The 23,598-nt window shown below is 65.1% G+C and carries 27 protein-coding genes and 1 tRNA gene; 8 read left to right on the plus strand and 20 right to left on the minus strand.

From position 1 onward, the window contains the following. The first annotated feature begins 71 nt into the window (after positions 1-71). Positions 72-464, plus strand: a complete 393-nt coding sequence (locus tag ACTU6U_RS09545) for a DUF1844 domain-containing protein (protein WP_443468886.1) — start codon at positions 72-74, stop codon at positions 462-464. On the opposite strand, the gene ACTU6U_RS09550 is transcribed toward ACTU6U_RS09545, so the two are convergent. The 6 genes from ACTU6U_RS09550 to ACTU6U_RS09575 all read right to left on the minus strand — a co-directional run bounded on the left by ACTU6U_RS09550 (position 457) and on the right by ACTU6U_RS09575 (position 4,765). Continuing rightward, entirely contained in the window at positions 457-1,245 is a 789-nt protein-coding gene (locus ACTU6U_RS09550) for an SseB family protein (protein ID WP_443468887.1), read from the minus strand. The two genes, ACTU6U_RS09545 and ACTU6U_RS09550, sit on opposite strands and share 8 nt — an antisense overlap. Then, complete coding sequence (gene priA / locus ACTU6U_RS09555) at positions 1,229-1,975, minus strand: bifunctional 1-(5-phosphoribosyl)-5-((5-phosphoribosylamino)methylideneamino)imidazole-4-carboxamide isomerase/phosphoribosylanthranilate isomerase PriA (protein WP_443468888.1); 747 nt, start codon at positions 1,973-1,975, stop codon at positions 1,229-1,231. Before priA ends, ACTU6U_RS09550 begins: the two co-directional genes overlap by 17 nt. A 91-nt stretch (positions 1,976-2,066) precedes the next feature. Continuing rightward, positions 2,067-2,699, minus strand: coding sequence for an imidazole glycerol phosphate synthase subunit HisH (hisH, locus tag ACTU6U_RS09560; protein WP_443468889.1), 633 nt, complete (start codon positions 2,697-2,699; stop codon positions 2,067-2,069). After that, on the minus strand, positions 2,696-3,301 hold the full coding sequence (gene hisB / locus ACTU6U_RS09565; RefSeq protein WP_443468890.1) for an imidazoleglycerol-phosphate dehydratase HisB: 606 nt from the start codon (positions 3,299-3,301) through the stop codon (positions 2,696-2,698). The genes hisH and hisB overlap by 4 nt, the downstream gene beginning before the upstream one ends. Further along, positions 3,298-4,389, minus strand: coding sequence for a histidinol-phosphate transaminase (locus tag ACTU6U_RS09570; RefSeq protein ID WP_443468891.1), 1,092 nt, complete (start codon positions 4,387-4,389; stop codon positions 3,298-3,300). The genes hisB and ACTU6U_RS09570 overlap by 4 nt, the downstream gene beginning before the upstream one ends. Positions 4,390-4,402: 13 nt before the next feature. Further along, positions 4,403-4,765 (minus strand): LysM peptidoglycan-binding domain-containing protein, encoded by a 363-nt coding sequence (locus tag ACTU6U_RS09575; protein ID WP_443468892.1) that lies wholly within the window; start codon positions 4,763-4,765, stop codon positions 4,403-4,405. A gap of 262 nt (positions 4,766-5,027) precedes the next feature. Here ACTU6U_RS09575 and lexA point away from each other — a divergent pair, with 262 nt between their 5' ends. Continuing rightward, a complete protein-coding gene (gene lexA, locus ACTU6U_RS09580; protein ID WP_443468893.1) occupies positions 5,028-5,714 on the plus strand; it encodes a transcriptional repressor LexA in 687 nt (228 codons plus the stop codon). Positions 5,715-5,793: 79 nt separating this feature from the next. Further along, the gene (locus tag ACTU6U_RS09585; protein ID WP_443468894.1) at positions 5,794-7,644 is read left to right on the plus strand and encodes a S9 family peptidase; all 1,851 of its coding nucleotides are present in this window, start codon (positions 5,794-5,796) and stop codon (positions 7,642-7,644) included. A gap of 9 nt (positions 7,645-7,653) precedes the next feature. On the opposite strand, the gene smpB is transcribed toward ACTU6U_RS09585, so the two are convergent. The 4 genes from smpB to prfB are packed head-to-tail and all read right to left on the minus strand — an operon-like array spanning position 7,654 to position 11,249. Then, complete coding sequence (gene smpB, locus ACTU6U_RS09590) at positions 7,654-8,130, minus strand: SsrA-binding protein SmpB (RefSeq protein ID WP_443468895.1); 477 nt, start codon at positions 8,128-8,130, stop codon at positions 7,654-7,656. A gap of 39 nt (positions 8,131-8,169) precedes the next feature. Further along, on the minus strand, positions 8,170-9,093 hold the full coding sequence (ftsX, locus tag ACTU6U_RS09595) for a permease-like cell division protein FtsX (RefSeq protein ID WP_443468896.1): 924 nt from the start codon (positions 9,091-9,093) through the stop codon (positions 8,170-8,172). Then, positions 9,090-10,082 carry a cell division ATP-binding protein FtsE gene (ftsE, locus tag ACTU6U_RS09600; protein ID WP_443468897.1) on the minus strand — a complete coding sequence of 331 codons (993 nt, stop codon included), beginning with the start codon at positions 10,080-10,082 and terminating at the stop codon, positions 9,090-9,092. Before ftsE ends, ftsX begins: the two co-directional genes overlap by 4 nt. A gap of 54 nt (positions 10,083-10,136) precedes the next feature. Beyond that, positions 10,137-11,249, minus strand: a complete 1,113-nt coding sequence (prfB, locus tag ACTU6U_RS09605) for a peptide chain release factor 2 (protein WP_443468898.1) — start codon at positions 11,247-11,249, stop codon at positions 10,137-10,139. Positions 11,250-11,343: 94 nt separating this feature from the next. Here prfB and ACTU6U_RS09610 point away from each other — a divergent pair, with 94 nt between their 5' ends. Next, on the plus strand, positions 11,344-12,564 hold the full coding sequence (locus ACTU6U_RS09610) for an MFS transporter (protein ID WP_443469231.1): 1,221 nt from the start codon (positions 11,344-11,346) through the stop codon (positions 12,562-12,564). Positions 12,565-12,572: 8 nt separating this feature from the next. Further along, the gene (locus ACTU6U_RS09615) at positions 12,573-13,259 is read left to right on the plus strand and encodes a hypothetical protein (protein ID WP_443468899.1); all 687 of its coding nucleotides are present in this window, start codon (positions 12,573-12,575) and stop codon (positions 13,257-13,259) included. Positions 13,260-13,316: 57 nt separating this feature from the next. Here ACTU6U_RS09615 and ACTU6U_RS09620 read toward each other — a convergent pair whose 3' ends face one another. The 7 genes from ACTU6U_RS09620 to ACTU6U_RS09650 form a co-directional block, all read right to left on the minus strand. Beyond that, positions 13,317-13,739 carry a pilus assembly protein TadG-related protein gene (locus tag ACTU6U_RS09620; protein ID WP_443468900.1) on the minus strand — a complete coding sequence of 141 codons (423 nt, stop codon included), beginning with the start codon at positions 13,737-13,739 and terminating at the stop codon, positions 13,317-13,319. After that, complete coding sequence (locus tag ACTU6U_RS09625; RefSeq protein WP_443468901.1) at positions 13,736-14,191, minus strand: TadE family protein; 456 nt, start codon at positions 14,189-14,191, stop codon at positions 13,736-13,738. Before ACTU6U_RS09625 ends, ACTU6U_RS09620 begins: the two co-directional genes overlap by 4 nt. Next, positions 14,160-14,546, minus strand: coding sequence for a TadE/TadG family type IV pilus assembly protein (locus ACTU6U_RS09630; protein WP_443468902.1), 387 nt, complete (start codon positions 14,544-14,546; stop codon positions 14,160-14,162). The genes ACTU6U_RS09625 and ACTU6U_RS09630 overlap by 32 nt, the downstream gene beginning before the upstream one ends. 13 nt (positions 14,547-14,559) lie before the next feature. After that, the gene (locus tag ACTU6U_RS09635; protein ID WP_443468903.1) at positions 14,560-14,751 is read right to left on the minus strand and encodes a hypothetical protein; all 192 of its coding nucleotides are present in this window, start codon (positions 14,749-14,751) and stop codon (positions 14,560-14,562) included. 75 nt (positions 14,752-14,826) lie between these two features. Beyond that, positions 14,827-15,741, minus strand: coding sequence for a type II secretion system F family protein (locus ACTU6U_RS09640; protein ID WP_443468904.1), 915 nt, complete (start codon positions 15,739-15,741; stop codon positions 14,827-14,829). A gap of 20 nt (positions 15,742-15,761) precedes the next feature. Then, positions 15,762-16,622, minus strand: a complete 861-nt coding sequence (locus ACTU6U_RS09645) for a type II secretion system F family protein (protein ID WP_443468905.1) — start codon at positions 16,620-16,622, stop codon at positions 15,762-15,764. After that, complete coding sequence (locus tag ACTU6U_RS09650; protein ID WP_443468906.1) at positions 16,619-17,761, minus strand: TadA family conjugal transfer-associated ATPase; 1,143 nt, start codon at positions 17,759-17,761, stop codon at positions 16,619-16,621. Before ACTU6U_RS09650 ends, ACTU6U_RS09645 begins: the two co-directional genes overlap by 4 nt. Before the next feature lie 167 nt (positions 17,762-17,928). On the opposite strand from ACTU6U_RS09650, the gene ACTU6U_RS09655 reads away from it, so the two are divergent. Together ACTU6U_RS09655 and ACTU6U_RS09660 are read left to right on the plus strand one after the other, a co-directional pair. Further along, positions 17,929-18,010: transfer RNA gene (locus ACTU6U_RS09655), tRNA-Leu, on the plus strand. Between the two features lies 1 nt (position 18,011). Then, positions 18,012-18,770, plus strand: coding sequence for a DedA family protein (locus ACTU6U_RS09660; protein ID WP_443468907.1), 759 nt, complete (start codon positions 18,012-18,014; stop codon positions 18,768-18,770). A gap of 15 nt (positions 18,771-18,785) precedes the next feature. On the opposite strand, the gene ku is transcribed toward ACTU6U_RS09660, so the two are convergent. Further along, positions 18,786-19,592: a non-homologous end joining protein Ku gene (ku, locus tag ACTU6U_RS09665; protein ID WP_443468908.1), complete on the minus strand. Its 807-nt coding sequence runs from the start codon at positions 19,590-19,592 to the stop codon at positions 18,786-18,788. Between the two features lie 60 nt (positions 19,593-19,652). On the opposite strand from ku, the gene ACTU6U_RS09670 reads away from it, so the two are divergent. Beyond that, positions 19,653-21,998 (plus strand): ATP-dependent DNA ligase, encoded by a 2,346-nt coding sequence (locus ACTU6U_RS09670; protein WP_443468909.1) that lies wholly within the window; start codon positions 19,653-19,655, stop codon positions 21,996-21,998. A gap of 6 nt (positions 21,999-22,004) precedes the next feature. Here the strand turns inward: ACTU6U_RS09670 and ACTU6U_RS09675 are convergent, their stop codons facing one another. Then, positions 22,005-22,916, minus strand: coding sequence for a cation diffusion facilitator family transporter (locus ACTU6U_RS09675; RefSeq protein ID WP_443468910.1), 912 nt, complete (start codon positions 22,914-22,916; stop codon positions 22,005-22,007). Between the two features lie 88 nt (positions 22,917-23,004). Beyond that, entirely contained in the window at positions 23,005-23,598 is a 594-nt protein-coding gene (rdgB, locus tag ACTU6U_RS09680; protein WP_443468911.1) for an RdgB/HAM1 family non-canonical purine NTP pyrophosphatase, read from the minus strand.

The following is a 23,598-nucleotide window of genomic DNA, read 5'->3' on the forward strand; positions in this document are numbered from 1 at the left end:
AAGTGAATCCTCTTTCGACTCGGAGCATTACGCCCCGAAGCCCGCCAAAGTCTAACAGAAGGCAAGGCGAAGTGACGATTCCTGCTCATGATCATGGCCACGACGAGCGCAACGAGCGCTGGCAGCAGCAAGAGGACGCGGCATCCGCTGCCACTCGCGACATCGCGGATGTTCCCGCAGTCGAGGTGATAACGACCACTGCCGTGCACCTGATGAGCGCGGCGGCCGTCAAGCTGGGCCTTGCCGACGACCCCGATTCGCAGCTGGACCTCGATGAGGCGCGCAAGCTGATCAACTCGCTCGCGGGTCTGATCACCGCTGCGGCTCCCGAGATCAGCGACATGCACGCTCGTTCGCTGCGAGACGGCCTACGCTCACTGCAGCTGGCATTCCGCGAAGCATCCACCATCCCCGACCCGATCGGCAAGGGGCCCGGCGAGAAGTGGACCGGTCCGGTCAACTAGCGCGGCGGAGCTTGACCGTCAACGAGTCCGCGAGCACCGCGATGCGGTCATCGGACGCCCAGCGCTGAGCGAGTCGCGCCAGCACTGCGTCGAGGACCTCGCGTTCGAGGCCGTCGACGAGCTCAAGGACGACGACGAGCTCAGGGCCATGCAAGCGCGCGTCCGGGTCACCGGAAGCAACTGACACATCGATCACGGCCAGTTCGTGAGCAACGCTCTCCTGGAGAGCTGAGAACACCTCGGGCGAGAGGTGACTCGGTTCCCAGGCATGCCCCTGGGCGACTGCCCAGACCGCAGGTCGACGGATCACGAACTCAGTCGGCGAGGTCGGATCGAGAACGATGAGATCGGTGTCCTCTGAGGATGCCGCAAGTGCTGCACGCACGGCCTCGACCGGGATCGGTCGCGCCGCGGCATCCCACTTCCGCATCGCCTCGACGGAGGAGAACACCGGCTGGACGCGTCGCCCGTCGGGTGCCGACACCGTCACGATCGACAGCTCTTGCGTCTTGTCGACAGCCAGACCGCTCGGGGCTACGCCCTCTTCACCCTTCTCAGCGATGAGCGGGATCAGCACTCGCGCATTGCGGAAGGCATCCACGACTTCGATCTCGCTCCCCTCCCCCGCGCGAAAGCGCAGCAGAGCCGCGAGCAGTGCCGGGTCGGCGGAGCCGTCGTCCGCGGCATGCGGATTCGACTCGAAACTGCGCCCTTCCCACGGGACGCCGGCGGAATCGCCAGTGTTTCCGTGGTCGCCGCCGTCGTCAGGAGCCTGCGACATCCAGCGCCTCAGCCAACGTGAACGCGCCAGCGTAGAGCGCCTTACCGACGATGGCACCCTCGACCCCGAGAGGCACGAGCGTGCGCAGCGCGATGATGTCGTCGAGGCTCGAGATCCCGCCCGATGCGACGACGGGCTTCGGGGTACGAGAGGTCACTTCGCGCAACAGGTCGAGGTTCGGTCCGCGCAGGGTCCCGTCCTTGGTGACGTCGGTGACGACGTAGCGACTGCAGCCGGCATCCTCGAGCCGCTCGAGAACGTCCCAGAGGTCTCCGCCCTCTTTCGTCCATCCGCGAGCGGCGAGCGTGGTGCCGCGCACGTCGAGTCCCACGGCCACAGCTTCGCCGTAGCGGCTGATCACGTCGGCTGCCCACTCCGGGTTCTCAAGAGCTGCGGTACCGAGGTTGATGCGCGCTGCGCCGCTCTCCAGAGCGGCCTCGAGGCTCGCGTCATCGCGGATCCCGCCGGAGAGCTCGATGTTCACGTGACGGTGTTGCTTGATCACCTTGCGCAGGACCGCAGTGTTGCTGCCGCGCCCGAAAGCAGCGTCGAGGTCGACGAGGTGGATCCACTCCGCGCCCTGATCGACCCACTCGGCAGCGGCGTCCAACGGGTCGCCGTAGCTCGTCTCGGATCCTGCCTCACCCTGGGTGAGGCGGACCGCCTTGCCACCGGCCACATCTACGGCCGGAAGAAGAGTGAGTTTGGGAGTGGACGCGAAGTCGTTCATGTCATCCTCAGGTGAGTGGAGTGCACCGGATGCCGGGCACGACACCCGACATTAGCCCGACGTGACGCCGGGTTCAAAAACGCCGACGTCTTCAAAGACTCTCAACCCAGTTCTTGAGCAGGCGGATGCCTGCTTCACCCGACTTCTCGGGGTGGAATTGGGTCGCAGAGAGAGGTCCGTTCTCGACGGCGGCAAGGAAGGGATCGCCGTAAGTCGTCCAGGTCAGCTTCGGCCTCGGAAAGGGTGGAATGACGTCGAGTTCCCACTGCTGGGCTGCGAACGAGTGGACGAAGTAGAAACGCTCGTCTTCGATTCCGCGGAACAGCACGCTGCCCGTATCCGGAGAGACGGTGTTCCATCCCATGTGCGGGAGCACTGGCGCATTCAGTTCAGTGACCGTTCCCGGCCATTCCCCCAGCCCTTCGACATTCTGACCGCGCTCGACGCCGTGAGAGAAGAGCACCTGCATCCCGACGCAGACGCCGAGCACCGGTCGGCTGCCAGCGAGGCGTCGGTCGATGATCTCATCGCCGCCGCGTGCGAGCAGCGCCGCACGCACCGCGGCGAAAGCCCCGACGCCGGGAACGAACAGTCCGTCAGCCTCCAGCGCCTCGTCGCGGTCGCCGGAAAGCTTCGCGTCGGCTCCCGCAGCGATCAATGCCTTGACCGCGGAGTGCACGTTGCCTGATTCGTAGTCGTAGACGACGACCGTGGGCTTTGTCATAGAGCTCCCTTGGTCGAGGGGATCCCCTCAACCAGCGGATCGAGCGTCTTGGCCTCGCGGAACGCGCGGGCGAACGCCTTGTACTCCGCCTCGGCGATGTGGTGCGGGTCGCGCCCACCGAGAACACGTACATGCACCGTGAGTCCTGCATGGAATGCGATCGCTTCGAACGAGTGCCGCACGAGGGATCCCGTGAAGTGGCCACCGATCAGGTGGTGTTCGAACCCCACGGGCTCGCCGCTGTGCACGAGAAAGGGGCGTCCACTGATGTCGACAACGGCCTGCGCGAGCGCTTCGTCGAGCGGCACAAGAGCGTCACCGTAACGTGCGATGCCCGACTTGTCGCCGAGGGCCTCGGCAATGGCCTGCCCGAGGACGATCGATACGTCTTCGACGGTGTGGTGCGCGTCGATGTGCGTGTCACCCGTTGCACGAATCGTCAGGTCCGTGAGTGAGTGCTTGGCGAACGCCGTGAGCATGTGATCGAAGAAAGGCACAGAGGTGTCGATGCTGCTGCGACCTGTGCCGTCGAGGTTCAGTTCGAGCTCGACGGAAGACTCAGAAGTGCTGCGCGTGCGGGACGCGGTGCGAGAAGCGCTCATGACGCCGAGTCTATCGAGGCCAGCGCGTCAAGGAACGCCGTCGTCTCCGCCTCAGTACCGGCAGAGACACGCAGGTGATTCGGGATCCCGACATCGCGCACGAGCACCCCACGCTCGTACAGTGATTCGAACGTCGCGCGAGGGTCAGCGACGCCGCCGAACAGCACGAAGTTCGACCACGACTTGTGTGGTTCGTAGCCCAGAGCTTCGAGTGTCGCTGTTATCCGATCGCGCTGTGCGACGATCTCGTCGACCATGCCGAGCATGGTCTCGGAGTTGCGCAATGCGGCTACTGCGGCCGCCTGTGTGAGGGCGCTCAGGTGGTACGGAAGACGCACGAGCCGCAGCGCGTCGATGAATGCCGGATCAGCGGCCAGATACCCGACTCGCGCGCCGGCGAAGGCGAAGGCCTTGCTCATCGTGCGCGAGACGGCCAAGCGAGGGCGCCCCTCGAGCAGAGTCAGCGCGGACACCGCGTCACGCGGGGCGAACTCGAAGTACGCCTCGTCGACGATCACCACGCCGCGCGCTGCCTCATAGACGGCTTCGATCACGTCGAGGCCGAGAGGGGTGCCGGTGGGGTTGTTGGGCGTGCAGAGGATCACGACATCAGGATCGGCCTGCTCGACCTGCGCTGCGGCGTCTTCTGCAGTGATCGTGTAGTCGGCCTCACGAATGCCGGCGATCCACTTCGCACCTGTCCCCTGCGCGAGGAGCGGGTACATGGAGTAGGTCGGCGCGAAACCGAACACCGTTCGGGCAGGGCCGGCGAAGGCCTGCATGATGTGCTGCAGCACCTCGTTCGACCCGTTACCTGCCCAGATCTGATCGATCTCGAGCCCGTGGCCCAAGTACTCTGCGAAGGCTTCACGGAGCGCAGTGAACTCTCGATCTGGGTAACGATTCACTTCGCGCAGCGCCACTGCGATGTCATCGAGAATGTCGCTTGCCACCTCGTCGGGGACGGGATGCGTGTTCTCGTTGACGTTCAGCGCAACGGCGAGCGGCGCCTGCGGTGCGCCATACGGAGTGAGACCGCGAAGATCGTCGCGGAGGGGCAGATCACCAAGTGAAGTCACCCTCCTCATTTTAGCGGCGCGATCAGCCTGCGTACTCGGCAGGCAGCGCCAGCTGCTGACCCACCTGGAGTGAGCCATGCCCCAGCGCGTTGAGACGCTGAATGTCGCTGATCACGGCGCGAGGGTCGACGGCCGGTGCCACAGACTCCGCGATGGACCAGAGCGTGTCGCCAGGCATGACCGTAACCGTCTCGAAGGAGGCCGTTTGCACGACGTCGCCGGATGCGATCGCTGATCCGCCGCCGATCGCCGCAAACGCGATTCCCGCAGCAAGAGGGAGGGCCGCAAGAGCGGTCACCACACGGCGACCGCGCGTCGTCAGTCGGAGCCGTGTCGCTGAGCGAACGGGGTGGACTGCCGGGGCTGCGATGCTGATCGTGCTCATGGGTTTCTCCTCTGCCTCTTTGGCGTAGCGTTCGCATTCGGCACTCGGCCGGGAGCGACGAATGCGAAGCTACGTACCGAATATATATTCGAATTCGAACATCTGTCAAGATTTATTCGAAACCGAGCAACCAAAACATCGGACACGCTCGAACAGATCTTCCGAATCAGGCGGTTCCTCGGATACGGTTTCGATAACCACACCCCACCACGGGCCACAGACATTCGAAGAGCAGCCCCGGAATCGCGCACGAAGGAGCACCATGAGCGACATCTCCGCCACCGACGCCGAGGCGCCTCGCACTCGTCGGCGCAAGAGTCTCAGCCCGAAGCAGATGGCCATCCTCGAGGTCATCCAGACCTCGATCGCGAAGTACGGCTACCCGCCGAGCATGCGCGAGATCGGCGATGCGGTGGGGCTGAAGTCGCTCTCGAGCGTCACCCATCAGCTCGGGCAGCTCGAGCTCAGCGGCTATCTGCGTCGCGATCCGGGAAAGACGCGCGCCATGGAAGTGCTCATCGACCTTCCTGGCACGAGCGGCGAGAACCCGGCGGACTCCGCGACTCCCGTGGGCGATGCGGCGATGGTGCCGCTGGTCGGTCAGATCGCGGCCGGAATCCCCATCACCGCAGACCAGCAGGTCGATGAGATCTTCCCGCTCCCCCGACAGTTGGTCGGCAAGGGCGACCTGTTCATGCTCAAGGTATCCGGCGAGTCGATGATCGACGCCGCCATCTGCGACGGCGACTGGGTCGTCGTGCGCACGCAGAACACCGCGGAGAACGGAGAGATCGTCGCGGCGATGCTCGATGGCGAGGCGACCATCAAGACATTCCGTCAGCGCGACGGTCACACCTGGTTACTCCCCCGCAACACCTCGTTCGAGCCCATCCTCGGCGATGATGCCGTCGTGCTCGGCAAGGTCGTTGCAGTGCTGCGCGCGGTCTGATCTTTCCGCCGCGGCCGCATCCGCGCCGGGGCAGATCGGCATGAGCTCGCATGTCGGTCGTCCCGCATAGGCTCGAAGCATGTCCCACCCGTACGGAACCTGGCCATCGCCATTCGCACCCGCTGACATCGCCGCATCCAGCCCGAAGATCGACGGAGCCCGTTTCGTCGGCGACGAGGTGTGGTGGGGTGAATCCGTCCCCGCCGAGAAGGGACGGGTGACGGTACGCAGCTCCACGGGAGAGGTATTGCTCCCCGCACCGTGGAGCGCGCGGTCGCGCGTTCACGAGTACGGCGGCGGGGCATGGACCGCGGATGCCGAGCGCACGTTGCTCTTCGTCGACGCAGGCGATCAGCGGGTGTACGCGAGGCGCCCGGGCGAAGAGCCGCGCCCACTCACCGCTCCCGGTCCGAACCATGGCGGCCTTCGAGTGCAGAACGGCCGACTTCTCGCAGTCCGCGAGGATCTGACAGTCGATCCGCGCCTTCGCGCGATCATCGAGATCCCCACTGATGGCTCGGCGGCTGACGACAACACACACGTGCGGGTCATCACCGAAGGAAATGCGTTCTACGCGCACCCCGCGCTCTCACCGGATGGCACGCGCATCGCCTGGGTGCAGTGGCCAGATGGCCAGATGCCGTGGCAGAGCGCGGCGCTGCGCGTCATGTCCCTCGATGACGGCGCCCTCGCCTCCACACACGCCCGTGCCTGCCTGCAGCCGGAATGGCTGAGTGACACCGAACTCATGTACGCAGACGACCCGACTGGTCGCTGGGCGCTTCAGCGACTGCAGCTGGACGGCATCCGCGCATCGGAGCCGACGCCATTCGCCCCTGCCGATGCCGACACCGGGTATGGACTGTGGGTACTCGGCAATCGCTGGTACCAACCGCTCGCCGACAGCCGTATCGTCGCCGTGCGCACCAACGGTTCAGACGAGGTTGTGGTGATCGGCACCGACGGCACTGCGCGTGCGCTTGATATGCCCGCGAGTGCGCACATCAGCGTCGATGACGCCACGGGCACTCGCGTGCTCCTCTCCGGCGGCGGCGCAGCCGTCACCGCTGGCCTGTGGAGTGTGGACGTCGATTCCGGCGAGGTCGTCGCCATCCGCGGAGGCGCGCCCACCGATCCCCGCTGGATGCCGTCTGCCCCCCAGATCACGATCGAGGGGACGCACGGACCTGTGCATGCTTTCGACTACGCGCCGGCCAACCCCGAAGCGTCCGCACCCGACAGCGAGCGACCTCCGTACATCGTCTTCGTGCACGGCGGTCCGACCGCACACGCGGCCGGCGCAGCTTCCGCGGCCATCGCGTTCTACACGAGCCGGGGAATCGGCGTGCTCGATGTGAACTACGGCGGATCAACCGGTTACGGTCGCGACTATCGTGAGCGTCTCGATGGCCAGTGGGGCATCGTCGATGTGGACGACGTGCTCGCCGCCGCTCGCGGTCTTGCAGAGTCCGGCCGCGCCGATCCCGCCCGAATCGCGATTCGCGGCGGATCTGCCGGCGGATGGACCGTGCTCTCCGCGCTTGTGCGCGGTGGAGTTTTCAGCGCCGGCATCAGCAGGTACGGGGTCGCCGATCTGCGGATGCTGGCGCAAGACACCCATGACTTCGAGAAGCACTACGTCGACGGTCTCGTCGGGCCCCTGCCCGAAGCCGAAGAGGTGTACATCGACCGCTCGCCGCTCACGCACGTCGATCGAATCGACGTGCCAGTGCTGCTGCTGCAGGGCGAGGACGACCGGGTCGTCCCTCCCGCGCAGTCAGAGGCGATCCGTGACGCGCTGGCTCTGCGCGGTGTCGCGCACGAATACGTGCTTTATCCCGGAGAGGGTCACGGATTCCGGCGAGCGGAGACGATCATCGATGCACTCGAGCGCGAAATCGCGTTTCTCGGTCGGGCCTTCGGCTTCTGAGCCTGAGCGCTAGTCGCCCATGCGGTTGCGCAACCGCATGGCGCGCGCTGCTTCGCGGGTGTCCTGACGCTCGCGGAGCGTCTGACGCTTGTCGAACTCGCGTTTGCCCTTGGCAAGAGCGATCTCGACCTTGGCTCTGCCATCGAGGAAGTACAGCTTCAGCGGCACGAGCGTGTACCCGCCGGCAGAGACCGCGTGCTCGAGCTTGTGGATCTCCTCGCGGTGCATGAGAAGCTTGCGCACGCGCTTGGCCGAGTGATTCGTCCAGTGCCCCTGCGAGTACTCCGGGATGTGCACCGAATCGAGGAAGATCTCACCTGCCTTGATGAAGGCGTAACCGTCAGAGAGATTCGCGCGCCCTTGGCGCAACGACTTCACCTCGGTGCCGGTGAGCACCATGCCCGCCTCGTACGACTTCTCGATGTTGTAGTCGTGACGGGCGCGACGGTTGGTCGCGATGACCTTCTCCCCGCGTTCCCTGGGCATGACGGTTCCAATCTTCCAGCTGACAAGCGTCCCAGCTTACTAGGTGCGCAGCCACCTGCGGATCGCGAACCCTGCCGAGAGAGCCGCGAGGATCACACCGATCGCAATCAGGATCGGTACGACGATGATGGCATCCTGCATGCTGACCCAGGTAGTGATGAAGGGCACCCGGCCCTTCAGATATCCTTCGACGCCGAAGTGCATGCCGGCGATCACTGCCGCGCTCGCGAGGGCTGAGCCGAGGAAAGCCGCAAAAACGCCCTCGAGCACGAATGGTGTCTGGATGAATCGGTTCGACGCGCCGACAAGGCGCATGATTCCGATCTCTTTGCGTCTCGCGTACGCCGACAATCGGATCGTCGTCGCAATCAGCAGCACGGCAGCGATGAGCATCAGCACGGCGATGCCGACAGCGATGTAGGTGGCGACCGTCAGCGCGGAGAAGAGCGGATCAAGGTACTGGAGCTGATCCAGTACCTCCTCTACGCCGTTGACGCCGCTGAACGCCTCGACGATGACCTGCGACTGACTGGGATCTTTCAGAGTGATCCAGAAGCTCTGGAACATCTGATCTTCGGTGAGCACACTCGCCTGCTCATCTCCGAGCTGATCGAGCAGCTTGTCGTAGGCCTCTGCCTTGGTCTCGAAACGGAAATCGGTGATGAGAGCGTTCAGCGCAGGGCCCTCGAGCTCGCTCTGCACCTGCTCGACCTGCTCATCGGTTGCTTCGCCGTCGATACAGGTCGGAGTCTTCTCCGTATCGGTCACCGGCGAGCACATGTACACCGCGACCTGCGCGCGCTCGGTCCAGTAATCGCGCATCGTCGAGATCTGGCCCTGCATGAGGATCGCCGCGCCGACGAAGGTCAGCGACACGAAAGTCACGAGCACGACGGAGATCACCATCGAGATATTGCGACGGAGGCCACCGAGGGCCTCCATCAGAATCAGTCCGACTCTCACGAGGTGGGCCCTACTTCCTCGTCGTCATCGGCGCGCGACAGACCGAGTCTGTCGGCGACGCCGAGCTCAGCGACGTCGACGTCTGGCAGAAGTACCGGGCGAGTGATCGGTCTGGCGCTCGTCGGAGACGACTCTGCATCACCGACGGAAGGCGCAGCATCGCGTGCCGCCTTCATCGATGCGATCATCTCGGCAGTGAGCGGCTCAAGCGATTCGGTCTCACGCTGGACTTCCTGCACTGCGCTGAGCGCCGCCGTCGCGGCGGCGCCGCGCTCTTCCTGCGGCACCAACTGCGGAATCATCGATCGGTCACCGTAACCGCCGTGGATCTCGTCGCGCACGAGCTCGCCGTCGCGCAATTCGATCACCCTGCGCTGCATCTGGTCCACGAAAGCCGCTTCGTGGGTTGCCATGAGCACGGTCGTGCCGCCAGCGTTGATCCGCGCAAGCAGCTGCATGATGTCGACCGAGGTGGCCGGGTCGAGGTTTCCGGTCGGCTCGTCGGCCAGCAGCACCTGGGGCCGGTTCACCAGCGCACGAGCGATCGCCACACGCTGCTGCTCACCGCCGGAGAGCTCATGCGGCATCCGCTTCTCTTTTCCGGCAAGACCGACCAACGCGAGCGCTTCGGGCACGGCCTGCTGCACGAATCCTCGCGAGGAACCGGTGACCTGCAGCGTGAAGGCGACGTTCTGGAACACCGTCTTCGTCGACAGCAGCCGGAAGTCCTGGAAGACAGAGCCGATATGGCGCCGGAAGTATGGCACCTTGCGGTTGGCAAGCGAACGAAGGTCTCGTCCGAGCACGGCAACGCGTCCGGACGTGGGGACCTCTTCGCGGAGCATCAGCTGCAGACAGGTGGACTTACCCGACCCCGATGCGCCGACGAGGAAGACGAATTCGCCGCGCTCGACCTCGAAGTCGACGCCCGCCAGGGCTGGTCGCTTCGTGCCGCGGTAGCGTTTGGTGACGTTCTCGAACCGAATCATGGCTTTATGAGCCTAAGCGCGGGTGCGCGCCTTGCCGCGAGCGACACCCTGACGTCAGTCTTCGTCTTCCCGGCGCTTGCGCCAGCGGATGCCCGCCGAGATGAAGTCATCGAGGTTGCCGTCGAACACGGATGCCGGGTTTCCGGACTCGTGTCCTGTGCGCAGGTCCTTCACAAGCTGCTGACCGTAGAGGAAGTATGAGCGCATCTGGTCGCCCCAGCTCGCGGTGATGTTCCCCGCAAGCTCCTTCTTCTTCGCTGCTTCTTCTTCCTTCTGCAGCAGCAGAAGGCGCGTCTGCAGCACGCGCATGGCGGCAGCACGGTTCTGGATCTGCGACTTCTCATTCTGCATCGAGACGACGATGCCCGTGGGAAGGTGTGTCAGGCGAACGGCGGAGTCGGTCGTGTTGACCGACTGCCCACCGGGGCCCGAAGAGCGGAAGACGTCGACACGGATGTCGTTCTCAGGGATGTCGACCTCAGTCGCCTCTTCCATGAGCGGGATGACCTCGACTGCAGCGAATGACGTCTGCCGCTTGTCTGCGGAGCCGAACGGGCTGATGCGAGCAAGACGATGCGTGCCCGCTTCTACCGACAGGGTGCCGAAAGCGTAAGGGGCGTCAATCTCGAAAGTGGCCGACTTGATGCCCGCGCCCTCGGCGTAGGACGTGTCCATGACCTTCGCGGGGTACTTGTGATGCTCCGCCCAGCGCAGATACATGCGCATGAGCATTTCGGCGAAGTCCGTGGCGTCATCGCCGCCGGCACCCGAGCGGATGGTGATGATGGCACTGCGATCGTCGTACTCGCCATCGAGGAGCGTCTGCACCTCGAGCTGGTTGATGACGACGCCGAGGGTTGCGAGTTCCGCGCGCGCTTCGGCCGCGGAATCCTCGTCTTCCATCTCATTGGCGAGGTCGATGAGGACCTCGAGGTCATCCAGACGCTGACCGATCTCACTCACCCGCTTGAGCTCGGCCTGCTTGTGGCTGAGCGCGCTGGTGACCTTCTGCGCCTTCTCCGGGTCATCCCAGAGATCGGGGACGCCGGCCTCCTCGCTGAGCCTTGCGATGTCGGCCTGGAGTCGCGTGACGTCGACGACCTCGCTGATGTCGCCGTATGTGTGCCTGAGCGCCTGAATTTCGGCGGAGAGATCGAGTTCGAGCATGACGACTCAGCCTATCGTGCTCTGCTGGGAGTTGCGGGCGGGTAGCGTGAACCGGGTGAACAGCGCGTCAACGGTGCTCAGGCGATTCGGCCCGATGGTGTACCTGCCGACAATCCTGTTCTCAATGGGCGAGGGCGCTGTCATCCCCCTCATTCCGGTGATCGCCGCAAGCATGGGGGCGGACGTCGCCACTGCGGCGCTCGTCGCCGGAGCCCTGGTTGTCGGACAGCTGTGCGGAAATCTTCCCGCCGGATGGGCGGTCGCGCGCATCGGCGAGCGCTACACGATGGTCATCGCGGGCATCATCTCGATGGGCGCGGTCATGGGCATGGTTTTCGCACCGGTGATCGCGATGTTCGCCGCATCCGTCTTTCTCTTGGGTTTCTGTGCTGCGGCGTTCGGACTGGCCCGGCATGCGTTCATGACGACCCGCGTACCTGTGGCGTTCCGCGCGCGTGCGCTCGCCCTTCTGGGCGGGAGCTTCCGGCTCGGCATCTTCGTGGGCCCGTTTGTCACTGCCGCGCTCCTGCAGATCTTCGGCGATGAGCACGCAGCGATCTGGTTCTTCCTCGGGTGTCTGGCCGTGATGGTGGTTCTCGTGCTGTTCGGGCCAGATCCGGAGAAGACGATCGCCCCAGCATCCTCGTCGATGCTCGTCGAGGACTCCGGCGAAGCGGTCTCTGGCTCGATCCCGACATTCGAGCGCGCCGGAGTGTTCCGCACGATGTGGCGTCACAGAGCGGTGCTCAGCAGACTGGGTATCGCTGCCGCGTGCCTTTCGGCAACACGCTCTGCCCGACAGGTGCTTCTTCCGCTGTGGGGCGTCTCGCTCGGAATGGATGCGCAGACGATCGCGCTCGTGGTCGGCGTGTCCGGCGCCATCGACTTCGCCCTGTTCTACGTCAGCGGCCAGGTGATGGACCGGTTCGGCAGACTGTGGGCGGCGATGCCCGCCATGGTTCTGATGGGCGCAGGGTTTCTCGTGCTCTCGTTCACGCACAACGGCGATGCCGCTGTGTTGTGGTTCGGGATGCTGGCGGCCGTCCTCGGAGTGGGCAACGGCCTCTCCAGCGGCATCCTGATGACGCTCGGAGCGGATGCCGCCCCGGCGCATGATCCGGCGCCGTTCCTCGGATCGTGGCGGACTCTGACGGATGCCGGTGGCGCTGCCGCACCGCTGCTCGTCTCAGGAGTGACAGCGATCGCGTCGATCTCAGTGGCCGCAGCCGCGATGGGTATCATCGGGTTCCTGGGCGCACTCGGCTTCATCCGGTGGATTCCGCGGTTCAGCCCGCACCGAACTCTCGACGATTGAGGGCAAGCATGAACACCAGCGTCGCTAAGCTCTCGGCAACCTCTTCTGCGCTGGTGCTTGCCGCAATCACGCTCGTCGGTTGCACCTCTGTGACAGAACCACCGGCGGCTGACCCGTTGACGAAGCCCGCAGGCCAAGCGCCGCTTCCGAGCGCGACGCCGACGGCAGCGGACGTCGACGCCGATACCTGCCCGCACTTCCTGGCCCGGATTCACTTCGGAACAATGCGCGCGAATATCAGTGGGAAGCTCGTGGATCAGGGCCCCCGAGAGTTCGCCACAGGCACCGTCGGCCTCGATGACGACGGCAACATCGTGTCGTACACCGTCGCGCCCGGTGACGCCCCGGTCGCAATCGGGGACCGACTCTGCATCGACTATGCGGTCGGGCTCCCCCAGCTCAACCATGTGCGTACGATCCATCCGGGTCAGGTGCTGCGGCTCAGCCTCGACCCCGATGTTGCGTGGGTTCCTTACTTCAACCCTCATGACGCACCCGCTGGATTCCAGCAGATTCCGTATCAGCAGGCGATCGAGGCGATGGCTGCGGCGGGAGACGCAGGCGACGTCGATGCCATGCGCGCAATCTGGGCCGATGAGCTGTCGGCGATGTTCAGCAATCCGGAGCACATCGACATGATCCAGCGGGCACTTGACGCCGGCGACCTCACGGTGCTGAATCAGATGTTCTCGTAACGCCGCTGACGAATACTGCGGCCGACGGCGGAGGGTGGTGTGACCAGCGCCGCCCGCTCAGCGAAGCGCCGTCCTGCTGGTCGCGGTCGCTTCAAGCAAGACCCCGTCTGGCACGAACGCCGAGATGACCGGTGGATGCCACGACGCGGCGACCGTGACCTGCGCGGACACGCCGTCGGGAGCGGATGCCGAGACCAGCTGCGCTCCGGATGCCATGGCATCGACGATCGCGACAGCCTGGTCACGGACGCCGTCGTCAGTGAGTTCGGCGCGCACTCCTTCCCCCTCCACGACCAGCGTGAAGCCGTCGGCACCTGCAAGAGCCGCAGCATCCGCCAGCGAATCGAGCCGCTTCTGCGCGATGTAGAGGTCTGTGGCGCAGGTGCAGACGAAGACGACGGCGATCGCGAGGATGACGTAGCCGAGCAGCAGGGGCAGGACGCTGCCCTCATCATCTGCCCCGACTTCTGACGGCATCATTCCGCGCCCCACAACCGCGACACCTTCTGTGCTGCCGCAGCCTGCAGGGGGATGCGCGTAGCCCGATCAAGCCCGAAAATGGGTGGAACGAACGGCAGCGACACGTACGTCTCGACCCTCACGATCACGGTCGACCCTGCGGCGGGGCACGCCGCACCTGCCGGGGTGCAGGTCACAGAGACACCGACGTTCTCCGCATTCATGCCGTACTCGTCGATGACGCTCGAGAGCACGGCGTCGCCACTGCGCGCCGCGGCATCCGCATTCTCGGCCTGTCCGATCACGCGCGCGGTATGACGCGCTGCGGCCTCGGCGCCGAGCATCGTCTCCTGCACCGCGCCGAGAGTCAGAACCAGATACACCAGTGGAACCAGAAGAACCACGCCGATCGTGATGAACTCCAATGCGGCCGAGCCCTCGTCATTCTTCGCCCAGAGACTCCATCGGCGCATCCGCATCCACCTCCAGCCCATACGGCACCCCGAGAAGACCGATGATCGGCAGAGTGGTGCGCACTGTCACGACAGCAGCAGGATGACCCAGGCGGTCGCTCTCGCTGACCGTGATGTCTTCGGCGTACGAACCGCCGACAGCGCGCGTGATGGCCAGTCGGGTGCGCTCTGCTCCCTCAGCAAGAGAGGTGTCGGCGAGCGCGGCATAGTGTGCACCCTCGACGGCGGCATCGTGAACGACATTTCGCACGTAGACCGCGAACCCCAGCTGAAGGACCGCAAGTGTGAGGGCGGTGAGCAACGCACCGACGAGCACGAAGTCCACCGCACTCGACCCTCGATCATCGCTCGCCACCCGGGCACTCATCTCAGAGTCCGCCCACCCTGGAGATCGCCTGCTCGAACAGCCCTGTCAGCGCGGGACCGGCGACCGCCCAGATCAACACAACAAGTCCGGCAGTCATGAGCGTGACGAGGACCCATCCGGGCACGTCACCGGCCTCGTCTTCGATGAAGGCCCGTACGTGTGATCGGAACCTGTTGATACGCGCTTTGATCATGTCGATGAGTATGGTGCGTGAGCGCAATGCGCCGCAGAAGTTATCCACAGGGCCCTCGATCCGCCCCCGGATCGCTCAGCCGAGCCCAAGCCGCAGGATGAACATTCCAGGGAAAACGGCGAACAGAACTGACAGCGGCAGGATCAAGAACACCAACGGGAGCATCATCAGAATTTCTCGGCGTCCGGCCTGCTCGATCAGCACCCGCTTGGCGTCCTCGCGCGCATCGGCCGCCTGCGCGTGCAGCACTGCGGCAAGCGGCGCGCCGTGCTCGAGCGCTGCTGTCACCTGATCAACGGCACGCGACAATCCGGGCTGACGCAGACGCGTTGCCATCTCGCCGAGTGCATCCGCCAGGGGCGAACCGGTGCCCACGGCGAGCACCACCTCCCGCAGCTCCTGGGTGAGCTCGCCCGAACCGATGGCGGCCACACGGCGAAGGGCATCGAAGAATCCCTCCCCCGCCGACAAACACAGCGCAAGGAACTCGAGGGTCGTCGGCAACTCATCGCTGAGCCGTGCCAATCGTGATCTGACGCGGGAGGTGAGCACCATGTCAACGCCGATCGCACCGCCGACGCCGAGAATCACTGGAAGCACAGCTGCTGGCGGCGTCATCCGTCCCGCCACCGCGAGGACGATCACCAGAAGGCTTCCCAGGGCAAAGCCGCCGATCGCCCAGCCGAGCTGCCGGGCCCGGAACGCGCTTGGTGTCTCATCCGAGCCTGACTGCGCAAGCCTCAAAGCGAGGACCTCGCTATCGCCAACGCCACGAAGCAGCCGCGTTCGGAGGCGATGCCATCCTGACGCGGTGTCGACGGGCAAGATGCCAGCGGCCGGAAGGACTCCCGGTGGCAACGACACATCATCGACGGAATCGCGTATGTAGGGCGCGATCCGGGTCATGAGCGACGCCGCGCGCCATCGCGGCAATGCCGCCAGAACACAGATGAGGCCAGCGCCGAGCAGTCCGCCCAATAGGACCGCCATCGAAGCATCCGTCACGAGGTTCACGCGAACCACCGCCGCGGCTCTGGCAGTCGTCCGATTCGCACCATGATGCGGAATGCGATCACTGAGACGACTGCGCCGCCGACGATCACCATCACGCCTTCCGCGCTCGCATAGGCCTGGGCGCCCTCGGGCCGCAGAGCGAGAAGCGCGAGGATCACCCACGGCGCGACGACGCCCAGCACCGCTGCTCCGCGAATCCAGGACTGCTTGGCCTCGATCTCGCCGCGCAGCGCGGCATCCGCACGCACAGATGAAGACAGGGCACGAAGCACACCGGTCAGTTCGGTGCCGCCGACCTGGCGCGCCATCTTCAACGCCTCGATGATGCGATCGGCAGTCGGATCGGCCAGCGTCGTCTTGAGGCGATCTATGCTGCTCTCGAAGCGGCCAGTGGCGCGCAGATCTCGGGCGAACACCGCGAACGCGGGTCGCACAGCCGTCGGCGCTGACTCGGAGAGGCTTGCGACGGCATCGGGCAGCGAGAGGCCGACTCTGATCGCCGCGACCAGCAGATCACAGACGTCCGGCCACATCTGACGGCGTGCTCTCAGCAGTCGAAGCCTCCGCGATCGGAGGAATGCGATCGGCGCAGCACCCGCTGCGATGGCCGCCAGCGCTGCGAGCACGGGGATTCCGGTGCCGAGCCATGCGACCGCAGCCACGACAAGGGCAAGCGTCACGATGACCGCGACCACTCGATGCCGCTCGACAGCCGCGAAGCCGGCTTCATCCATAAGCCGCGTGAGCCGGTCGTCACGACGCTGCGGATGCTTCCGCTCAGACGTGCGGGGCCACAGCCACGGTGATGCGCTCAGCAGGAGCCCGGCTGCGAGCAGCGCGCCCAGAAGCAGCGTCATGTCCTCGCCTCCGCCCGGTACACCGTTCGGGTGATGATGCGACCTTCGACGACCTCTCCGGTAGGTGCGATCACCTCGGCGACGTAACGCGCACCCACCGCGTCGCGAGCGCAGTGCACGACCAATGACACCGATGCGGCGAGCGCAGGCGCGATGAACGCGCGATCGATGTTGCGCCCGGCGAGCAGCGGCAGGATCGAGAGCTTGTCAAGTGCTTCGACAGCGGAGTTCGCGTGCACAGTTCCCGCACCAGGCACACCCGTGTTCAGCGCGAGCACGAGATCGAGCGCCTCCGCATCGCGGACCTCCCCCACCACCAGTCGATCAGGTCGCATACGCAGCGCTTCTTTGACCAGACGGCGCAGGGTGATCTCCCCGGTCCCCTCCAGGCTCGCCTGACGGCCCTGCAGCGCCACAAGATCCGGGCCATCCACTGCGAGTTCGAACGTCTCCTCGACAGTGATGATCCGCTGTGCATCGGCGCAGGAAGCGAGCAATGCGCCGAGAAGGGTCGTCTTGCCCGCGTGAGTAGCCCCCGACACGATGACGCTGAGCCCGTCCCCCATCGCGCGACGCAGCATCTCGGCGACCTCGACCGGCATCGACCCCAGTTCCACCAGGGACTCCAGCGTGCGGTGGCCCGGGAGGAACTTCCTGATGTTCACAGCCCACGAGCCACGGACGACGTCCGCGATCGCGACATGCAGGCGGGAGCCGTCGGGCAGAGATGCATCGACGAAAGGCTGACTGATATCCACGCGGCGCCCGGTGGACTGCAGCATCCGCTCTACCAAGTCGCGCACCATCGCGTCTGTCAGTGCGAGCGGGAGCCGCTCCGAAACTCCTCCGCGCGCAATGAACACCCGATCAGATCCATTCAGCCAGATCTCTTCGATGCTCGGATCATCCAAAAGGGGCTGGAGTGGTCCGAGGCCGCTGATCGACGCCAGTACGTCGCGCACGCAGGCGGACTCGTCATCGATGGTCGCATCCCCACGTGAAAGCGCGAGGTCGTTGTGCCTACGCACCTCTGCCTGAGTGATCCGTCTTGCTTCATCGGGCGCGAGCGAGGGATCGGTCTGTTCGGCGCGCAGACGACGGCGAACGCGCTCGGCGACAACGAGGGAGGGGTGACTCACCCCGGCATCCTCGCAAAGATCGGCGGGCGGCCTCGAAAGTTATCCACAGACCGCCCACCGGTCTTCGTCGGATGAACGGGTCAGCGCGAAGTCGGGTTTTCCCTCCCTACGAAGACGGATGCCCCCACTTCTTCCACACCCGATCGCACCCCTAGACTGATCTCTGCGCGGGAGTGGTGAAATTGGTAGACACGCAGGATTTAGGTTCCTGTGCTCTAGGGCGTGCGGGTTCAAGTCCCGCCTTCCGCACATGCATCACATTGCGCTCATCCCGTGGCTGGACCCCGAGGTCATCATCGGCGCGGCCGGGCCATGGGCTCTGCTGGTTGTATGTTTCATCGTCTTCGCAGAGACCGGTCTTCTGGTCGGGTTCTTGTTGCCAGGCGACACGCTGCTGGTGATCGCGGGGCTGCTGACCCACACCAGCAACGTGTTCGGCGTGAACATCTGGATCGTGTCGCTGCTGATCGCCCTTGCTGCCTTCTTGGGCGGTGAGGTCGGCTACTTCATCGGCCACAAGGGTGGCCCTGCGGTGTTCGAACGCAAGGAATCGGGCCTCTTCAGTCGCAAGAACGTCGAACGCACGAATGCGTTCTTCGAGCGCTTCGGCGGAGTCACCGTGATCCTCGCGCGCTTCGTGCCGATCGTGCGCACGTTCGCGCCCGTCGCTGCGGGCGTCGGTCACATGCCGTGGAAGCGGTACAGCCTGTACAACCTCATCGGAGCCGTGCTCTGGGGCTTCGGACTGACGATGCTCGGTTACCTGATCGCATTCATCCCATGGATCGCGAAGCTGGTCACCGACTACATCGACATCATCCTGCTCGCCGCCGTCGGCGGTACCGCGCTGATCACGCTCTGGCACTACTTCTCCGAGCGTCACAAGGTCAAGAAGGCCCTCGCCTCGGGCGGCGACCCCGACACCGATGCCGACGAGGCGAAAGAGCTCACGCTCGATGCCGATGTGTTCGACCGTGCACCCGATCTCGACGGCGACGGCAAGCACTGACGCCGAAAGCTCGTCCTAACCGGCGTCCTTCTTCTTCGCACGTGATCGCTCGACGCTCGCCTTGAGCGCCTCCATCAGGTCGATGACTTCGCCGCCCTTGCCCTCTGCCTGATCTTCCGCGAAGGTCTCGGCGACATCGAACGTGTCACCGGCCTCGATCTTCGCGTCGATGAGCGTTCGGAGCTCCTTCTGATACTCGTCCACGAATGAATCGGGCTCGAAGTCACTCGAATAGCTCTCCACCAGACTGGCAGACAGCTCGAGCTCCTTCTTCGAGATCTTCACGTCCTCCTCCAATGATTCGAACACGGCCTCTCGCACCTCGTCAGCCCACAACAGGGTCTGCAGCACGAGCACGTCTCCGCGTACCCGAAGCGCAGCCAACCGCGTCTTCTGCCGCAGTGTGAAGCGGACGATCGCGGTGCGGTCGGTCTCCTCAAGCGTCCTGCGCAGCAGCACATAGGCCTTCGGGGACTTCGAGTCCGGCTCGAGGTAGTACGCCCGATCGAGCGTGAGCAGATCGACCTGGTCGCTCGGCACGAATTCGACGACGTCGATCTCTCGACTGCGCTCTGCTGGGAGGGCCTCGAGATCGTCCTTGGTGAGCACGACCATCTGCCCATCGTCTTCGTAGGCGCGGTCAATGTTCTGATACGCGATCACTTGTCCGCATACCTCGCACGTGCGCTTGTATCGGATGCGTCCGCCGTCCTCATCGTGCACCTGATGCAGCGAGACGTCGTGGTCCTCGGTGGCGGAGTACACCTTCACCGGCACGTTCACCAGCCCGAATGTCAGGGCGCCCTTCCAGATCGACCTCATGACACCAGTACACACTGTCCGCTCCACCTCTGACCAGGGGGTTGCCGTTACTCTGACGACATGCCAGGCGAGACGCAGATGGTCGAGGTCGACGGCAGACGGCTGCGCCTGACGAACCTCGACAAGGTCCTGTACCCCGAGACGGGCACGACGAAGGGCGAGGTGATCGCGTACTACACGCAGGTCGCCCCTCGGATGCTGCCGCTGCTGGCCGGTCGTCCGATCACGCGCAAGCGGTGGGTCGGGGGGGTCGGCACTGCGGATGCTCCGGAGGAGGCATTCTTCGCGAAGCAGTTGGAGCGCGGTGCGCCGGAGTGGGTGCGCCGACTGCCGATAGAGCATTCGGGCGGTGCGAAGGAATACCCTCTCGCGGCCGATGTGCCGACACTCGTGTGGATGGCGCAGGTGGCGAGCATTGAACTGCACGTGCCGCAGTGGCGGTTCGGTGCGAACGACGAACGCCAGAATCCTGACCGTCTCGTCCTCGACCTCGATCCGGGGCCGGGCGCAGACCTCGCCCAGTGCGCACTCATCGCCCGGATCACCCGAGACATCCTTCGCGATATCGGCCTCGACCCGGTACCCGTCACGAGCGGTAGCAAGGGCATCCACCTGTACTGCCATCTCGACGGACGCCAGACCAGCGATCACGCATCCGCTCTCGCCCGCGAGCTCGCCCGCTCGATCGAGACAGACCATCCGAATCTCGCCACCAGCACGATGTCGAAATCTGTGCGTGACGGCAAGGTCTTCATCGATTGGAGCCAGAACAACGGTTCCAAGACCACGATCTCGCCATACTCTCTTCGGGGCCGGGCGGTTCCGACCGCGGCTGCTCCGCGCACGTGGGATGAGCTCGACGATCCTGAGCTGCGTCAACTCCGCTTCGACGAGGTCATAGCGCGCGTCGAGGCTGGCATCGATCCTTTCGAGGGGATCGGGCCTTCGCCCGCGGATGCCGCCCTCGCCCCCTACCGGGCGAAGCGCGATGCCGCGCGCACCCCGGAGCCTGTGCCGGAGCGTGCCCTCGCCGTCGCGGCAGGGCCACTGACTCGTTTCGTCATCCAGGAGCATCACGCACGCGCGACCCATTTCGATCTGCGCATCGAGCGCGACGGGGTGCTGGTGAGCTGGGCGGTGCCCAAGGGTGTCCCGGAGTCCCCCGCTCGCAACCGCCTGGCTGTGATGACTGAGCCGCATCCGCTCGAGTACCTGACCTTCCACGGCGAGATCCCCCGCGGCGAGTACGGGGCCGGAACCATGACCATCTGGGACACCGGGACGGTTGAGCTCGAGAAATGGCGCGAGGACGAAGTCATCGGGACGTTCACGGGGTCAGGCCCCCTCGGCCGTGCTCGGCTCGCTTTGATCCGCACGGATGGTTCTGGTGAGAAGTCATCGTGGCTGCTGCACCGCATGAAGGACCCCTCCACCTCCGGCTCGCCCGGACTGATCCGCCCGATGCTCGCCGAATCAGGCACGCCGGGTCTTGCGCGCTCGCTCGCGGACCCGTGGAGCGAGATCAAGTGGGACGGCATCCGCGCCGTGGGCACCTGGCGGGATGGCCGCCTGCGCCTGCATGCCCGCAGCGGCACGGACATTTCTGAGCGCTACCCTGAACTCACCGCTGATGGCGCGCCGCACTTCGCCTCGAGCGACGCGGTCATCGACGGTGAGATCGTCGCGCTGGATGCCTCTGGACGACCGAGCTTCGGACTCCTCCAACGGCGCATGCACCTCACGAAGGCGCGCGAGATCGAGCGAGAGGTGGTGCGAACGCCGATCGCGTATCACCTGTTCGATCTGATGCGTCTCGACGGGCACGACCTCACCGGCGTTCCGCTGCGCGACCGCCGTGCTCTGCTCGAAACCCTCGCCGAGAGCGCAGAAGGCCCGATCATCGTGCCTCCCGTCTTCGACGATCTGGATACCGCGATGCAGACCAGCCGCGAGCTGGAGCTCGAGGGCGTCGTAGTGAAAGCATCCGGATCGAAGTATCGCCCCGGCATCCGCTCTGGCGACTGGCTGAAACTCAAGCACACTCGGATGCAAGAGGTCGCGATCGCCGGCATCCGTCCCGGCAACGGCAACCGTGCGGGCACGTTCGGCTCCCTGCTGGTGGGCGTTCCGGACGCGGATGGCACTCTCCGCTACGTCGGACGGGTCGGCACAGGATTCGATGACCGGATGCTGCGCGATTTGCTCACGCGTCTCACCCCGCTGCGCACTGCGGAGAATCCCTTGGATGGCGTCCCCGCGCCAGATGCGCGCGATGCGCTGTGGCTACGGCCGGAACTCGTCGGCGAAGTCGAGTTCGCCGGCTGGACATCGGAGGGATCGCTCCGTCACGCACGCTGGCGGGGTCTGCGCCCCGACAAGGACGTGGCAGACATCGTCAGGGAGTGACCACCCTCAGGCGTGCGAATCGGTGCATTCCGCTTGCCCATCGGGCTCGAGCTGGAAGGTGGAGTGCGCGACGTCGAAATGATCCGAAAGACAGCCCTGGAGCTGCTCAAGTAGCTCGCCCGCGCGTCCCTGTGCGAACACCCCCGGATCCACCCCGACGTGGGCAGTGAACACCGGCGCGCCGCGGGTCAGCTGCCACACGTGCACGTCATGCACGCTGGTGACGCCATCGAAGCCGAGCAGGTGATCGCGGATCTCGCTGACGTGGGTGTCCTTGGGCGCAGACTCCGCAAGCACCGAGAACACCTCCCGCAGGAGCGTAATAGCGCGAGGAATGATCATGACGGCGATGAACAGCGAGGCGATGGCATCCGCCGGCATCCACCCTGTCGTCACGATGATGATCGCGGCGACGATGACAGCCGCCGAGCCGATCATGTCGCCGAGGACTTCGAGATATGCGCCGCGGACGTTGATGCTGGTCTTCTGCGCTGAGCTGAGCAGCCACATCGCGATCATGTTGGCCAGCAGCCCGATCACGGCGACGACGAGCATCAGGGGACCTGCGACCTCGGTGGCGGCGGGCTCGACGAGACGCCGGACGCCCTCGATGCCGACGCTGAGCGACAGCACGATGAGGATCACCGCGTTGACCAGCGCGCCGAGGACCTCGGCACGCTGATACCCGAATGTGCGGCGGTCGTCGGCCGGGCGAGCGGCGACAGTGCTCGCGATGAGAGCGATCACGAGCGCCGAGGCATCTGTGAACATGTGCGCGGCGTCCGCCAGCAGCGCGAGTGACCCGGTGAGGATCGCGCCCGCGACCTGCACGAGCATCACCACTGCCGTGAGGCACAGCGAGATCGTCAGAAGCCGGCGGTTGCTGGCCCCTCGTATCCCTGGCGCGTGATCGTGCATACCTCCAGGCTACGAGGGAAATCTGCGCTCAGAGGCCATTTCTCCTAGTCGGTAAGGGTAACGATTCTCAGTAGCGCTTCGCCGCCGCTCACAGTGTCTTCAGCAAGGGGACGAACGCCTCAAACGCACGCGCACGATGCGACTGGGACTGTTTCTCCTCCGAAGTGAGTTCCGCTGACGTACGCTCGGCGTCCGCCGGCTGGCCATCTGGAATGAAGATCGGGTCGTATCCGAAGCCGTTCTCTCCCGCAGGCGTCGTCGCGAGGCGCCCTGGCCACACGCCTTCGACCGTGTGCTCGGCACCCGAAGGCGTCACCAGCGCGATCGTCGAGACGAACTGCGCAGTGCGATGCGGGTCTGCGATATCGGCGAGCTGATCGAGCAGCAGCTCAAGATTCGCCGTGGCGTCCTTCTTCTGCCCGGACCAGTACGCAGAGAAGATACCGGGCGAGCCACCCAGCACATCCACACAGATGCCAGAATCGTCGGCGAATGCCGCAAGCCCGGTATGCGCGGCGGCCGCACGCGCCTTGATCAACGCGTTCTCCGCAAATGTCACACCATCTTCGACGGGTTCTGGCCCGTCGTAGGCGACAACTTCCAGATCGGGCCGCGTCATCGCGACGATCTGCTGGAACTCAGCGACCTTGTGCGCGTTGTGCGTGGCGAGAACGACCTTCAT

The organism is Microbacterium zouquanmingi, assembly GCF_052266695.1.
Classification (GTDB): Bacteria; Actinomycetota; Actinomycetes; order Actinomycetales; family Microbacteriaceae; genus Microbacterium.